The 13,676-nt window shown below is 73.0% G+C and carries 12 protein-coding genes; 4 read left to right on the top strand and 8 right to left on the bottom strand.

Going from position 1 to position 13,676, the window contains the following annotated elements; translation table 11 throughout:
* Position 1 precedes the first annotated feature (1 nt).
* Positions 2-2,248, top strand: coding sequence for a heavy metal translocating P-type ATPase (locus NIE79_RS31215; RefSeq protein ID WP_238681979.1), 2,247 nt, complete (start codon positions 2-4; stop codon positions 2,246-2,248).
* A 74-nt stretch (positions 2,249-2,322) separates the two neighbouring features.
* On the top strand, positions 2,323-2,496 hold the full coding sequence (locus NIE79_RS31220; RefSeq protein WP_238681980.1) for a CsbD family protein: 174 nt from the start codon (positions 2,323-2,325) through the stop codon (positions 2,494-2,496).
* 108 nt (positions 2,497-2,604) lie between these two features.
* On the opposite strand, the gene NIE79_RS31225 is transcribed toward NIE79_RS31220, so the two are convergent.
* The 4 genes from NIE79_RS31225 to NIE79_RS31240 all read right to left on the bottom strand — a co-directional run bounded on the left by NIE79_RS31225 (position 2,605) and on the right by NIE79_RS31240 (position 6,369).
* Entirely contained in the window at positions 2,605-3,261 is a 657-nt protein-coding gene (locus NIE79_RS31225; protein WP_238681981.1) for a class I SAM-dependent methyltransferase, read from the bottom strand.
* 91 nt (positions 3,262-3,352) lie between these two features.
* Positions 3,353-4,606 carry an RNA polymerase sigma factor gene (locus NIE79_RS31230; RefSeq protein ID WP_238681982.1) on the bottom strand — a complete coding sequence of 418 codons (1,254 nt, stop codon included), beginning with the start codon at positions 4,604-4,606 and terminating at the stop codon, positions 3,353-3,355.
* Positions 4,603-4,959 (bottom strand): YciI family protein, encoded by a 357-nt coding sequence (locus tag NIE79_RS31235; RefSeq protein ID WP_238682127.1) that lies wholly within the window; start codon positions 4,957-4,959, stop codon positions 4,603-4,605. Before NIE79_RS31235 ends, NIE79_RS31230 begins: the two co-directional genes overlap by 4 nt.
* 147 nt (positions 4,960-5,106) lie before the next feature.
* Positions 5,107-6,369, bottom strand: coding sequence for a DUF2786 domain-containing protein (locus NIE79_RS31240; protein WP_238681983.1), 1,263 nt, complete (start codon positions 6,367-6,369; stop codon positions 5,107-5,109).
* A 189-nt stretch (positions 6,370-6,558) separates the two neighbouring features.
* Here NIE79_RS31240 and NIE79_RS31245 point away from each other — a divergent pair, with 189 nt between their 5' ends.
* Entirely contained in the window at positions 6,559-7,041 is a 483-nt protein-coding gene (locus NIE79_RS31245; RefSeq protein ID WP_238681984.1) for a DUF2243 domain-containing protein, read from the top strand.
* Positions 7,038-7,913, top strand: coding sequence for a cytochrome c oxidase assembly protein (locus NIE79_RS31250; RefSeq protein ID WP_238681985.1), 876 nt, complete (start codon positions 7,038-7,040; stop codon positions 7,911-7,913). The genes NIE79_RS31245 and NIE79_RS31250 overlap by 4 nt, the downstream gene beginning before the upstream one ends.
* A gap of 39 nt (positions 7,914-7,952) precedes the next feature.
* On the opposite strand, the gene NIE79_RS31255 is transcribed toward NIE79_RS31250, so the two are convergent.
* From NIE79_RS31255 to NIE79_RS31270, 4 genes are read right to left on the bottom strand one after another with little or no spacing between them, the layout of a single operon-like run.
* Positions 7,953-9,074, bottom strand: coding sequence for a CaiB/BaiF CoA transferase family protein (locus NIE79_RS31255; protein WP_238681986.1), 1,122 nt, complete (start codon positions 9,072-9,074; stop codon positions 7,953-7,955).
* On the bottom strand, positions 9,071-11,227 hold the full coding sequence (locus NIE79_RS31260; RefSeq protein WP_238681987.1) for a 3-hydroxyacyl-CoA dehydrogenase NAD-binding domain-containing protein: 2,157 nt from the start codon (positions 11,225-11,227) through the stop codon (positions 9,071-9,073). The genes NIE79_RS31255 and NIE79_RS31260 overlap by 4 nt, the downstream gene beginning before the upstream one ends.
* Before the next feature lie 14 nt (positions 11,228-11,241).
* Positions 11,242-12,456, bottom strand: a complete 1,215-nt coding sequence (locus tag NIE79_RS31265) for an acetyl-CoA C-acetyltransferase (RefSeq protein ID WP_238681988.1) — start codon at positions 12,454-12,456, stop codon at positions 11,242-11,244.
* Positions 12,446-13,612, bottom strand: coding sequence for an acyl-CoA dehydrogenase family protein (locus NIE79_RS31270; protein WP_238681989.1), 1,167 nt, complete (start codon positions 13,610-13,612; stop codon positions 12,446-12,448). The genes NIE79_RS31265 and NIE79_RS31270 overlap by 11 nt, the downstream gene beginning before the upstream one ends.
* Positions 13,613-13,676: the final 64 nt, after the last annotated feature.

Below are 13,676 nucleotides of genomic sequence, written 5' to 3' on the forward strand. Positions count from 1 at the left end.
GATGACCACCACCAGCAGACCGCTGCCCGAGGCGCCGAACCGGATCGAACTGGCGATCGGCGGGATGACCTGCGCCGCGTGCGCAGCCCGGATCGAGAAGAAGCTCAACCGGATGGACGGGGTGAGCGCCACCGTCAACTACGCCACCGAGAAGGCGACCGTCCGGTACGCCGACGGTGTCACGCCGGACGACCTGATCGGGACGGTGCAGAAGACCGGCTACACAGCGGCGTTGCCGGCCCCGCCCAGCGCGGAACCTCCGGTGGACCCATTGCGGGGGCCGCGTACCCGGCTCTGGGTGTCGGTGGCCCTGAGCGTGCCGGTGGTCCTGCTGGCCATGGTCCCGGCCTGGCAGTTCGACTACTGGCAGTGGCTGTCGTTGACGCTGGCCGCCCCGGTGGTGATCTGGGGTGGGCTGCCGTTCCACAGGGCCGCCTGGACGAACCTGCGGCACGGCGCGGCCACCATGGACACGCTGGTGTCGCTCGGCACCCTGGCCGCGTTCGGCTGGTCGCTCTGGGCGCTCTTCCTCGGTGACGCGGGGATGCCCGGGATGACGCACCCGTTCCGCTTCGACATCACCCGGACCGACGGCGCCGGCAACATCTACCTGGAGGCGGCCGCCGGCGTCACTGTGTTCATCCTGGCCGGCCGCTACTTCGAGGCCCGGTCCAAGCGGACCGCCGGCGCCGCCCTGCGCGCTCTGCTCGACCTCGGCGCCAAGGACGTGGCGGTCCTGCGCGACGGCGTGGAGACCCTGATTCCTGTGGGCCAGCTCGCCGTCGGTGACCGGTTCGTGGTCCGCCCCGGGGAGAAGATCGCCACCGACGGGGTGGTCGACGAGGGCACCTCCGCTGTCGACGCCAGCATGCTCACCGGTGAGTCGGTGCCGGTCGAGGTCGCCCCGGGCGACGGCGTGGTCGGCGCCACGATCAACGCGGGTGGTCGGCTGATCGTCACCGCCACCCGGGTCGGCGCGGACACCCAGCTGGCCCGGATGGCCGACCTGGTGGAGCAGGCGCAGAGCGGCAAGGCGGCCGTCCAGCGGTTGGCGGACCGGATCTCCGGGGTCTTCGTGCCGATCGTCATCACCCTCGCGGTCGGCACGCTCGGCTGGTGGCTCGGCACCGGGGCCGGCCCGACCGCCGCGTTCACCGCCGCCGTGGCCGTGCTGATCATCGCCTGTCCGTGCGCGCTCGGCCTGGCGACCCCGACCGCGCTGCTGGTCGGCACCGGTCGGGGCGCTCAGCTCGGCGTGCTGATCAAGGGCCCGGAGGTGCTGGAGTCGACCCGTCGGGTCGACACCGTGGTGCTCGACAAGACCGGCACCGTGACGACCGGCCGGATGACACTGGTGGACGTGGTGCCGGCGAGCGGTGTGGACCGGGCCGAGCTGCTCCGGCTCGCCGGGGCGGTGGAGGCCGCCTCCGAGCACCCGATCGCCCGTGCGGTCGCCGCCGCTGCCACCGACGCCGGCGCGCTGCCGCCGGTGACCGCCTTCGGCAACCTCGAAGGGCTCGGGGTGACCGGCACCGTCGACGGGCGTGCCGTGCTGGTCGGCCGGGTCCGGCTGCTGCGCGAGCACGAGATCGACGTACCGCCGGAGGTCGAGTGGGCCGTGCGAGACGCGGAGGCTGCCGGACGTACGGCGATCGTCGCCGGCTGGGACGGACGGGCCCGCGGCGTGCTCACCGTCGCCGACGTGGTCCGGCCGACCAGCCGGGCGGCGGTGGCCCGGCTGCGAGGGCTGGGGCTGACCCCGGTCCTGCTGACCGGTGACAACACCACCGTGGCTCGCGCGGTCGCCGCCGAGGTGGGTGTCGACGAGGTGATCGCCGAGGTGCTGCCGGCCGGGAAGGTCGACGTGATCAAGCGTCTCCAGGCCGAGGGGCGGTCGGTGGCGATGGTCGGTGACGGGGTCAACGACGCCCCGGCGCTGGCCCAGGCCGACCTGGGGTTGGCCATGGGCACCGGCACCGACGTGGCGATCGAGGCGGCCGACCTCACCCTCGTCCGGGGCGACCTGGACGCCGCGGTGGACGCCATCCGGTTGTCCCGACGCACGCTCGGCATCATCCGGGGCAACCTGGTCTGGGCGTTCGGCTACAACGTGGCGGCCCTGCCGTTGGCCGCCGCCGGGCTGCTCAACCCGATGATCGCCGGCGCCACGATGGCGCTGTCCTCGGTCTTCGTGGTGGCCAACAGCCTGCGGCTGCGTCGCTTTCGTCCGGCTGCCGCCGATCTGTGACGACGGTAATGGTTGGGCCGGTGACGACGGGGGTACCTCTGTGGTTGTAGCGACGCTTGCAATGGAGGTTGGCAATGGGTATCGACGATAAGATCAACAACGCCGCCGAGGACACGACCGGCAAGCTGAAGGAAGGCGCCGGTCGGGCCACCGACAACGAGCAGCTGGAGGCGGAGGGTCGCGCTGACCAGTCCACCGCCAAGCTCAAGCAGGCGGGCGAGAAGATCAAGGACGCCTTCAAGAGCTGACGTACGACGTACCCCGCACGCCGGGCCGGTGATGATCACCGGCCCGGCGTGCTGTGTGTCCGGCCCGTCCGGGGCGGCAGCTGCCCGGCCATCGAACCCGCTGTGTGCTCAGGGGCGTCGGGTGGCGCGTACGACCACGTCGTGCAGCGGAGCTTCCCGGCCCGGCATCGTGCGGCGGTGCTCCTCGGCGGTGCTGATCTCCCAGGTGCTGCTGTCCAGGCCGGCGGTGATGTCCGCGAGGGTGACCGATGCCTCGTCCGGCGGGTGGTGCCCGTGCCCCTGCCCGTGTCCGTGCCCCGCCTCGGTGGCGTCCGAGGTGTGCAGATGCCCGACGATCAGGAGGGTGCCGCCGGGGGCCACCCACCCGGCGATGCGGTCGTAGAAGGCCAGCTGCGGCATCGCGGGGTGCGCGTAGTGCGTCGTGACCAGGTCGAACCGCGTCTCCGGCGCCCAGGCCGTCAGGTCCGCCTCCACCCACCGCACCCGCTCGGACACCCCGCTCTCCGTCGCGCGCTCCGCGGCCCGGGCGAGGGCGACGGGTGCGATGTCGACTGCGGTGACCTGCCAGCCCTGGGAGGCGAGCCAGATCGCCTCGGCGCCGGCGCCGCACCCGGCGTCCAACGCCGAGCCCGGCACCAGAGTGTTGGTCTCCCGGGCCAGGTACGGGTGCGCGGGACTCGTGCTCATCGCACCGGGGCGGTCGTGGTGCGCCTGGTGCCAGTGCCGCTCCCAGTAGTCCTTGTCGAACTCGTGCTGCTCGGTCATCTGTCCTGCTCCTTCGCGGGTCGCCCACGACTGTGACCGCCGACCGGGCAAATGTGCAAAGATTGTTGCCAAAACGGCAACGCGGCGTCGCTCACCCCTGCCCGGTCAACCGGGCCGCCCGCACCTCCAGGTAGCGCTGCTCGGGCCGGCTCGTGGTGCCCCGCGCCGCCGCCAGGTACGCCTCCCGGGCCGCACCGACGTCCCCGGCCAGGTCCAACAGGTGAGCCCGGACGGCGGCCAGCCGGTGGTGCCCGGCCGTGCGTTCGTCGGCGTCCAGCGGTGTGAGCAGGGCGAGCCCGGCCCGGGGTCCGTCGACCATGGCCACCGCCACCGCCTGATTGAGTGTGACCATCGGATTCGGCGCGATCCGGGCCAGCAGTCGGTAGAGCGCGACGATCTGCCGCCAGTCCGTCTCCGCCGCCGTCGACGCCTCGGCGTGCACAGCGGCGATCGCCGCCTGGAGCTGGTACGGGCCGGGCGGCGACCACGTCAACGCCTCGGTGATCAGCGCGACCCCCTCCGCGATGGCCGCGGCGTCCCACCGGGAACGGTCCTGCTCCGCCAGCGGCACCAGATCCCCGTCCGGCCCCACCCGGGCCGCCCGGTGCGCGTCGGTCAGCAGCATCAGCGCCAGCAGCCCGGCGACCTCGCCGTCGTCGGGCAGCAGCCCGCGCAGGATGCGAGCCAGCCGGATCGCCTCGCCGGTCAGCTCGGCCCGGCGCAGGTCCGGGCCACTGGACGCGGTGTAGCCCTCGTTGAAGATCAGGTACAGCACCCGCAGCACAGTTCCCAGCCGTTCGCCCCGCTCGGCCGGCCCGGGCATTGTGAACCGTGCCCCGGCGGCCTCGATCCGCTGCTTGGCCCGCCGGATCCGTTGACTCATCGTCGCCTCGGGCACCAGGTGCGCCCGGGCGATCTGGGCGGTGCTGAGACCGCCGACCGCTCGCAGGGTGAGCGCCACCTGCGCCGAACCGGGCAGCGCCGGGTGGCAGCAGAGGAACAGCAGCGTGAGGGTGTCGTCCTCGGCCGCGACGGCGGGCTCCGCGTCCGCCGCCGGCGCCACCCCCGCGTACGCCGGTTCGCGCCGCGCCACCGCCATCTCGCGGTCCCGGCGCGCGCTCTCGCTACGCCACTCGTCGGTGAGCCGACGGGTGGCCACCGTGAGCAACCAGGCGCGCGGACTATCCGGTACGCCCTGCCCGGGCCACTGCGTCGCGGCGGCGAGCAGGGCCTCCTGAACCGCGTCCTCGCACCTGTCGAACTGTCCGTGCCGACGGACCAGCAGGCCGAGGACCTGCGGCGCGAACGTGCGCAGCAGGTCCTCGACCGTCCGGTCCCCGGTCACATCTCCGTCCCGGCCTCGTCCATGATCGGGCGGACCTCCATCGCGCCGCCGTAACGGACGTCCGGCCAGCGGGCGGCGATCTCGGCGGCCCGCTGCGGGCTGTCGCAGTCGACGGCCAGGTAACCGGCGAACTGCTCCTTGCTCTCCATGAACGGGCCGTCGAGGACCTCGGGGCTGCCGTCCACGAGCCGGACCGTCAACGACTGCGACGGATTGGCCAGCGCCTGGCCGCCGATCAGCTCGCCGGTCTCGGTCAGCTCCTTCATGATCTCGTCGACCTCACCGAAGAGGGCTGTGCGCTCCTGCTCGCTCAGCTCCTCGGTGAAGCCGGGCCGGTTCCAGATCAGCAGCATGTACTTCACGGCGATGCTCCTCAGGCTCTGGTCGCACCCCGAGCGGGGCGCGGCTCACCGGAGGGTCGGAGCCGTTCCCCCGATCCCTACCGCGTACCGAAGAAAATCGCAGAAACGTCCGCCGGGGGCGGTCCCACGCCGAATGGTTCAGCGCGGACCGGGTCGGCCGGGCACCTGTCGGGGCTTCCGGGCGCCGCCGACGTCCAGCGAAGCCCGGTCGGCGGCCGAGGTGCCGGACGACCAGCCCTCGGCGTCGCGCACGCTGAGCCGGTGGCGGGTGACGCCGGGGAAGAGCGTGTCCAACCGCTCCCGGACCGCCTCGCCCCTCGCCGCGAGCACCGGCAACAGCCGTTCCGCCCCGGCCGTCTCGGCCGCCGCCTGGTCCGCCGCTTCGGTCGCCGCCTCGGTGGCCGTCCGCAGCCGCTCGCCGATCCGCAGCGCGAACGCGTTGAGGAAGGACTCGTCCCAGACCTTCGTCCGCCGCCCCGATCCCGCCCGGCGCTCGGCACGCCCCCGCAGCATCGCCGCCGTGGCCTGGACCAGCAGCGACGTGTAGAGCAGCTCCACCGCCACCAGATCGGCCGGCCAGCCCAGCACCGTGGCGAAGCCGAGATCGTCGGACCAGACCGCCTCGCACCGGTTCGCCGCCGCCACCTCCTGCACCAGCAGCGCCTTCGCCCCCGCGTACGGGGTGTCGGTGCTCAGGCGCACCCCGCCGGGCAGGTCCCCGCGCTCCGACCCGGCCGCCAGCAGCGCCTCGTCGATGCTGTGCCTGGCGATCAGCTCCTGGGCCTTCCCGGTCAGCGCCTCCGCCTCCGCCGGGAAGGTGGTCGACTCGGCCTTCGCCAGCAGCGCGCGTACCCGATCCAGCATCGGCGACCCGCTGCGAGCCGTGCCCGCCGTGCGGGGCAGTGCCGCGCCGCTCGTGCCCGGCGGTGGGCGCAGCACCGCGATCGGCGGCAGGCTCTCCACCAGCGCGAGAGTGTCCACGGCCGCGCGGAGCGCGTCGGCCCGGTCCAGACCCTCCCGGCTGGCCCAGCCGGTCAACTCGCTGCCGTCGGCGCCACCCTCGGTGGCCGCCAGCTCGCGTAGCTGGTCGTCCCACCAGGCCGGGACCGGCTCGGCCTGGTCGCGCCGCTGGGCGGCCATCGCGGCACGCACCAGCCGGGCCGCGCGGGCGTCGAGCCGTCGACAGGTGATCCGGTCCACGTCGACCGGCTGCCAACCGCGAGGCCAGAGCCAGCTCAGGCCGCGGACCAGGCGACGCAGCAGAGCGGCGTCCACCGCCGTGGTGCCGTCCGCGGCGCCGGTGCCGACCATCAGTTGGTCCAGCTGCCGTTCGGCCTGCCGTACGTCAGTGCCGCGCACCGCCGCGAGCGCGTTGGCGACGAGTTCGTCCGCGTCCGGCACGGGCACCTCCTTCTCGGGATCTGGCTGTCGCTGCCCCTCCAGGCTCCATGATCATGCCGTCAGTGGCCCGGGAGTCACGAAACGGGGATGTGCCACCGGCCCATTGGGCCTTCCCGCCTCGTTGACCTGGCATGTTTCATGCGGTTCGGGGTATTTGCCACCTCATTCGAGCTGACTGCGAGGTGTGTGGTGGTCGATTCGACACTGCCGAGGACCCGTACCGCCGACGTTCGTTCCTCCACCCTCGTCGGCGTCCTGATCGGCATCGCCATCATGGCCGCGGTGGACGAGATCGTCTTTCACCAACTTCTCGCCTGGCACCACTTCTACGACCGCTCCACCCCCTCGGTGGCGCTGCTCTCGGACGGGCTGCTGCACGCCGCCGAGGTGATCACCCTGGTCGGCGGATTCTTCTGGTTCGCCGACCTGCGTCGACGGCGTGCCCTGTCGAGCCGGCCGGCCTGGGGTGGCTTCCTGCTCGGCGCCGGCGGATTCCAGCTCTTCGACGGGCTCGTCGACCACAAGGTGCTCCGGCTGCACCAGATCCGCTACGGCGTCCACCTGGTGCCGTACGACGTGGTCTGGAACGTGGCCGGCGCGGTGCTGCTGCTGGCCGGCGCCGCTGTCCTGTGGCGGGCCCGTTCCCGCAGGCCCGGCGCCGGCCCCCGATGACGGCGGCCGGGCCGCTGGCGCACGCTGGGCACGGCGCGGCCGGGCCGACCTGGCTCCCGCTGTTCCCGGTCGCGTTGTTGGCGGCCGGCTACGTGCTGGCCGCCGTCCGGAATTCACGGGGTTGGGACCACCGCCGCACCGCCTCCTGGTTGGTCGGCTGCGCCCTGCTGGCGGTAGCCGTCGGGCCGCTGGCCCAACTCCCCGACAACCCGCGCGGGCACATGGCGCAGCACCTGCTGCTCGGCATGCTGGCCCCGCTGGGGCTGGTGCTCGCCGCCCCGGTGACGCTGCTGCTGCGGGTGGCGCCGCCGCCGGTACGCCGGGCTGTCGGCCGGCTGCTGCGCTCCCGCCCGCTGCACCTGCTCGCCCACCCGTTCACCGCCGCGCTGCTGACGACCGGCGGGTTGGCGTTCGTGCTGCTCACCCCGCTGTACGCGGCGGCCGAACGGCAACCCGTCCTGCACCACGCCGTGCACCTGCACTACCTGGCCGCCGGGTACCTCTTCGCCTGGTCGTTGGCCGGGCCCGACCCTGCGCCGCGTCGTCCCGGACTGGCGGTACGGGTCGGCGCGTTACTGGCCGCGTCGGCCGGCCACGCCGTGCTGGCCAAGTACCTGTACGCCCAGGCCGACAGCCTCCCGCCCGGCCTCACCGATCGGGACCCGGAAGCGTTCCGCTCCGCCGCCCAACTCATGTACTACGGCGGCGACCTGGCCGAACTGCTCCTGGCAGCAGCCCTCTTCGCCGCCTGGTACCACTCCCGCCGCCCCCGCCCGTCCCCGTCCCCGTCCCCGTCCCCATCCCCGTCCCCGTCCCCGTTGATCAAGAGGTTTGCGTCACCGGAAGGCGGTTCCTTGACGCAAAGCTCTTGATCAGCTCAGAGTCGGCGGAAGAACGGGCGGATCTCGTCCTCACTGCCAGTTGGTGAGGATCTCCTCGACGGGTAGGACGTCCTGCTCCGGGTCGGGTGCCGGGGTTGGCCGGTCGGTCGGCGTGCGGTCGAAGCGGGGTGCGGGAGCCGGCTGGATCTCGCCGCCCACCTCGACGAACGTGCCCCGTGCCGCGTTGTGCGGGTGCTCATGCGCCTCGCCGGGGGCGAGCACCGGCGCGACGCAGGCGTCCAGGTCGGCGAAGACCGCCGTCCACTCGTCCCGGGAGCGCTCGGCGAACCGCTCGGTGAACCGGCGGCGCAGTTCGTCCCAGCCACTCGGGTCGTACTGGGCGGGCAGGTCCGGGTCGTCGGCGAGGTCGAGGCCGCTGAGCAGTACGGCGTAGAAGGCCGGTTCCATCGCGCCGACGGCCATGTATCCACCGTCGGCGGTGGCGTACGTGTCGTAGAACGGCGCCCCGCCGTCGAACATGTTGCGCCCACGCGGGGCGGCCCACAGGCCGGTGCCGAGCAGCCCGTGCAGGAACGAGGTGAGCAGCGCGGAGCCGTCCACCATCGCCGCGTCGACCACCTGGCCGAAGCCGGAGCGCTCCCGCTCCAGCAGCGCGGCCAGCACCCCGACGGCGAGCAGCATGCCGCCGCCACCGAAGTCGCCGAGCAGGTTCATCGGCGCGTACGGGCGTTCGCCGGCCCGTCCCAGCGGCTCCAACGCCCCGGCCACAGCGATGTAGTCGATGTCGTGCCCGGCGCGGGCTGCCAGCGGGCCGTCCTGACCCCAGCCGGTCATTCGCGCGTACACCAGTCGGGGGTTGCGGGCCTGGCACACCTCCGGCCCGATGCCGAGCCGCTCGGCCACCCCGGGCCGGTACGCCTCGACCAGCACGTCCGCACGTTCGGCCAGGCGCAGCAGGTCCGCCACCCCGGCCGGGGACTTCAGGTCAAGTGCGGCGACCCGCCGCCCCCGTTGCAACGGCCCGCTGGTCGGTGCGGCCAGCCGGCCCGCTCCCGGGGCGCCCGGCCGGTCCACCCGCACCACGTCCGCCCCGAGGTCGGCGAGCACCATGCAGCCGAACGGCGCCGGGGCGAGGCTGGCCAGCTCGACCACCCGCACCCCGGCCAGCGGCCCGCCGCGTGCCGCCGTCACGCGACGTCCACCGGTTCGGCCCGACGGGCGTCGAGCCGGTCGGCCAGGTCGGCGGGGGGCGTGAACCGGTCGCCGTAGCGGCCGGCCAATTCGGTGGCACGGGCCGCGAAGCCGGCCGGGCCGCCCGCGTACTGCCGGACGTAACGGATCACCCCTCCCGTCCAGGCCGGGAAGCCGATGCCGAAGATCGAGCCGATGTTGGCGTCGGTCTCGGTGCGCAGCACCCCCTCGTCGAGGCAGCGCAGCGCGTCCAGCGCCTCGGCGAAGAGCATCCGCTCCTGGAGGTCGGTGAACGGCACCGCCCGACCCGCGTCGGTGCTCAGGTCGGCGAGACCGGGCCACAGCCGGCCCCGGGTGCCGTCGTCGTAGGAGTAGAAGCCGCGTCCGGCGGCGCGCCCCGGCCGGTCGTACGCGTCGACCAGTTCGTCCACCAGGCGGTGCGCCGGCAGCGGTCGGAATTCCTCGCTGGCCGCCTCGAACTGGCGGCGGATCCGCTGGATCAGCGTGAGACTGACCTCGTCGGCCAGTGCCAGCGGCCCGGTCGGGTAGCCGGCCTGAAGGGCGGCCTGCTCCACAGATGCGGCGGGGACACCCTCGGCGACCATGCCGACCGCCTCGTCGATGAACTTGCCGATCACCCGGCTGGTGAAGAAACCCCGGCCGTCGTTGACCACGATCGGGGTCTTGCCGATCCGCCGGCCCAGGTCGAAGGCCCGGGCCAGTGCCACGTCCCCGGTCCGTTCGCCCACCACGATCTCCAGCAACGGCATCCGGTCCACCGGGGAGAAGAAGTGCATGCCGATGAAGTCCGCCGGCCGGTCCATGCCGGAGGCCAGCCCGGTGATCGGCAGGGTGGAGGTGTTGGACGCGAGCAGCGCGTCGGGCGCCAGCACGGGCAGCACCTCGGCGAAGACCTGCTGTTTCAGCGCCGGGTCCTCGAAGACCGCCTCGATGACCGCGTCACAGCCAGCCAGCGCGTCCACCTGGTCGGTGGTGGTGATCCGGTCCAGTACGGCGCGGGCGTCGGCCTCGGTCGTGCGGCCCTTGCGAACCGCCCGGGTCAGCAGTCGCTCGGCGTGCTCACGGGCCCGGCCGGCGGCCTCCGGCGTGACGTCCTTGACCACGACGTCCAGCCCGGCGCTCGCGCAGGCGTACGCGATGCCCGCGCCCATCATGCCGGCCCCGAGCACCGCCACCCGGCGTACCGGTGCGGCGTCCACATCGGCAGGTCGGGCCGCGCCACCGTTGACGGCCTTCAGGTCGAAGAAGAACGCACCGATCATGTTCTTGGCGACCTGCCCGGTGAGCAGGCCGATCAGATGCCGGGTCTCCACGGTCAGGGCGGTCTCCAGGTCGACCTGTGCGCCCTCGACGGCCGCGGCCAGGATCGCCTCGGGCGCGGGCAGCCGGGCGCCCTTGAGTTGCTTGCGCAGCGTCGCCGGAAAGGCGGGCAGTTGGGCGGCCAGCGAGCGGCTGGCCGGGGTGCCACCCGGCATCCGATAGTCCGGCCGGTCCCACGGCTGCGCCGGGTGCGGGTTCGCAGCGATCCAGGCCCGGGCGTGCTCGAACAGTTCGGTGGGCGTGGCGACCACCTCGTCGACCAGCCCGGCGGACAGGGCGTCGGCCGGGCGCATCCGCCGGCCGGTCAGCAGCACTGTGGTCAGCGCGCCGGCCAGGCCGAGCATCCGTACGGTCCGGGTGACGCCGCCCGCCCCGGGCAGCAGGCCCAGGGTCACCTCGGGCAGCCCGAGTCGGCTGCCCGGCGCGTCCAGCGCGATCCGGTGGTGGCAGGCGAGCGCGATCTCCAGGCCACCGCCGAGCGCCGAGCCGTTGACAGCGGCGACCACCGGCCGGCCCAGCGTCTCCAGCCGGCGCAGGTCCCGCTTGATGGTGCCGAGCAGGTCAGCCAGGTCGGGCGCGTCGGCGCGGGTGGCCCGGATCATCTCGGGCAGGTCGCCGCCGGCGAAGAAGGTCGACTTCGCGCTGGTCACGATGACGCCGACGAGATCCTGCTCGGCCTCCAGCCGGTCCAGGGTGGCGGTCATCGAGGCGGCGTACGCCCGGTTCATGGTGTTGGCGGACTGGGTGGGGTCGTCAAGTGTGAGCGTGACGATGCCGTCGGCGCCGCGGTCGTACCGGATGGTGTTGGTCATTGTCGTCCTCCGGGTCAGCAGCGCTCGAGAACTGTGGCGACGCCCATGCCGCCGCCGATGCAGAGGGTCACCACGGCGCGGCGCAGGTCGCGGCGCTCCAACTCGTCCAACGCCGTACCGAGCAGCATCGCTCCGGTCGCGCCGAGCGGGTGGCCGAGCGCGATAGCGCCGCCGTTGACGTTCACCCGGTCCGGGTCGAGGCCCAGGTCACTGACGTACTTGAGCACCACTGCGGCGAACGCCTCGTTGATCTCGAACAGGTCGATGTCGTCGACTGTCAGCCCGGCGACGGCGAGCGCCTTCTGGGTGGCCGGGATCGGGCCGGTCAACATGAGCGTCGGGTCGGCGCCGGTGACCGCCGCGCCGGCGATCCGGGCGCGCGGGGTGAGGCCGAGGTCGCGACCGACGTCGCCCGAGCCGATCAGCACCAGCGCGGCGCCGTCCACGATGCCGGACGAGTTGCCCGCGTGGTGGACGTGCTCGATCGCCTCCAACCAGTGGAACTTCTGCAACGCGACAGCGTCGAAACCGGCCGCCTCGCCCATCGTGGCGAAGGACGGGGTGAGCTTCGCCAGCGCCTCCCGGGTGGTCTCGGGGCGCGGGTGTTCGTCGACGGTGAGGATGTCCAGCCCGTTGCCGTCACGGACCGGCACCACCGAGCGGGCGAAGTACCCGCCGGCCCACGCCTTGGCGGCCCGCTCCTGCGACCGCAGCGCGTAGCCGTCCACATCGTCGCGGGTGAAGCCCTCCAGGGTGGCGATCAGGTCGGCGCTGACGCCCTGCGGCACGAACGACGTGGCCAGCGCGGTCTGCGGATCGGTGGCCCAGGCCGCGCCGTCGGAGCCCATCGGCACCCGGGACATCGACTCCACCCCGCCGGCGAGCAGCAGATGCTCCCAGCCGGAGCGGATCCGCGCCGCGGCGGAGTTGACCGCCTCCAACCCGGAGGCGCAGAACCGGTTGAGCTGCACCCCGCCTACCTGGTCGGGCAGCCCGGCCAACAGCGCGGCCGCCCGCGCCAGGTCGCCGCCCTGCTCGCCGACCGGGGTCACGATGCCGAGCAGCAGATCCTCCAGCCGGCCCACGTCCAGGCCGGGGTTGCGCTCCCGCAACGCGTCGATCAGGCCGACCACCAGGGAGATCGGCTTGACCCCGTGCAGCGCCCCGGTGTCCCGGCCGCGTCCGCGCGGGGTGCGGACCGCGTCATAGACGTACGCCTCAGAGGGCACGGGCGATCAACTCCTTCATGATCTCGTTGGTGCCGCCGTAGATCTTCTGGACGCGGGCGTCGGCGTACATGCGGGCGATCGGGTACTCCGTCGTGTAGCCGTAGCCGCCGAAGAGCTGGAGGCACCTGTCGACGACCTCACACTGCCCGTCGGTGAGCCATGACTTCGCCATCGCCGCGGTGGCCACGTCCAGGTCGCCCCGCGTGTGTCTGACGATGCAGTCGTCCAGGAAGACCCGGCTGACCCGCGCGCGGGTGGCGCACTCGGCCAGCACCATCCGGGTGTTCTGGTGACCCATCAGGGTCTTGCCGAAGGCGGAGCGCTCCTTGGCGTACGCCACGGTCAGCGCGACAGCCCGTTCCATGGCCGCGACCGCGCCGACGCCGATCACCAGCCGTTCCTGCGGGAGTTGCTGCATGAGCTGGATGAAGCCCAGCCCTTCGGCGCCGCCGAGCAGGTTGGCCGCCGGCACCCGGAACTCGTCGAAGAACAATTCGGCCGTGTCGTTGGCGTGCAGGCCGATCTTCGACAGCAGTCGGCCTCGCCGGAACCCCGCCGGGTCGCCACCCACCTCGCAGACCAGCAGCGAGACGCCGGACGCCCGCTGCTCGGGGTCGGTCTTCACGGCCACGATGACCAGGTCGGCCACACCGCCGTTGGTGATGAACGTCTTCGCGCCGGTCACCAGGTAGTCGTCGCCGTCACGGACCGCCCGGGTCCGCATCGCCTGAAGATCGGAGCCACCGTCCGGCTCGGTCATCGCGATGGCGCCGACCAACTCACCGCTGCACAGGCCGGGCAGCCAGCGCCGCTTCTGCTCCTCGCTTCCATACGCCACCAGGTAGCCGGTGACGATGCCACTGTGGACGGCCAGGCCGAGGCTGCTCTCCCCGGTGTACGCCTGCTCGTGCAGCAGCACCGCCTCGTGGGTGAACCCGCCGCCCCCGCCGCCGTACTCCTCCGGGACGGACAGGCCGAGCAGCCCCAGCTCGCCGGCGCGGCGGTAGTGCTCACGGTCCGGGTGGCCCTGCTCCTGAAGGCGGTCGGCGTGCGGCAACACCTCCTTGGTGAAGAAGGTGCGGGCCAGCTCGGCCAGGTCGTCATGCTCCGGCTCGCGCCAGGGTGAGGGGGAGCCGTCGGGCGGGGGGGTCGGCATGTGCACCACCCTCGCGCGCTGTTGGCAGCATGTCAATAAGCCGCGATCGGCTCTCGGCGCGGAG

Origin of the sequence: Micromonospora trifolii, assembly GCF_022229005.1 — a bacterium.
GTDB lineage: Bacteria > Actinomycetota > Actinomycetes > Mycobacteriales > Micromonosporaceae > Micromonospora > Micromonospora trifolii.

What these genes read in the sequence shown, in the direction of transcription:
- NIE79_RS31215 (WP_238681979.1), top strand. Translation starts at nt 2, where the DNA reads ATGACCACCACCAGCAGACCGCTGCCCGAGGCGCCGAACCGGATCGAA.
- NIE79_RS31225 (WP_238681981.1), bottom strand. Translation starts at nt 3,261, where the DNA reads ATGACCGAGCAGCACGAGTTCGACAAGGACTACTGGGAGCGGCACTGG.
- NIE79_RS31250 (WP_238681985.1), top strand. Translation starts at nt 7,038, where the DNA reads ATGACGGCGGCCGGGCCGCTGGCGCACGCTGGGCACGGCGCGGCCGGG.
- NIE79_RS31235 (WP_238682127.1), bottom strand. Translation starts at nt 4,959, where the DNA reads ATGCTGCTGATCTGGAACCGGCCCGGCTTCACCGAGGAGCTGAGCGAG.
- NIE79_RS31220 (WP_238681980.1), top strand. Translation starts at nt 2,323, where the DNA reads ATGGGTATCGACGATAAGATCAACAACGCCGCCGAGGACACGACCGGC.
- NIE79_RS31270 (WP_238681989.1), bottom strand. Translation starts at nt 13,612, where the DNA reads ATGCCGACCCCCCCGCCCGACGGCTCCCCCTCACCCTGGCGCGAGCCG.
- NIE79_RS31260 (WP_238681987.1), bottom strand. Translation starts at nt 11,227, where the DNA reads ATGACCAACACCATCCGGTACGACCGCGGCGCCGACGGCATCGTCACG.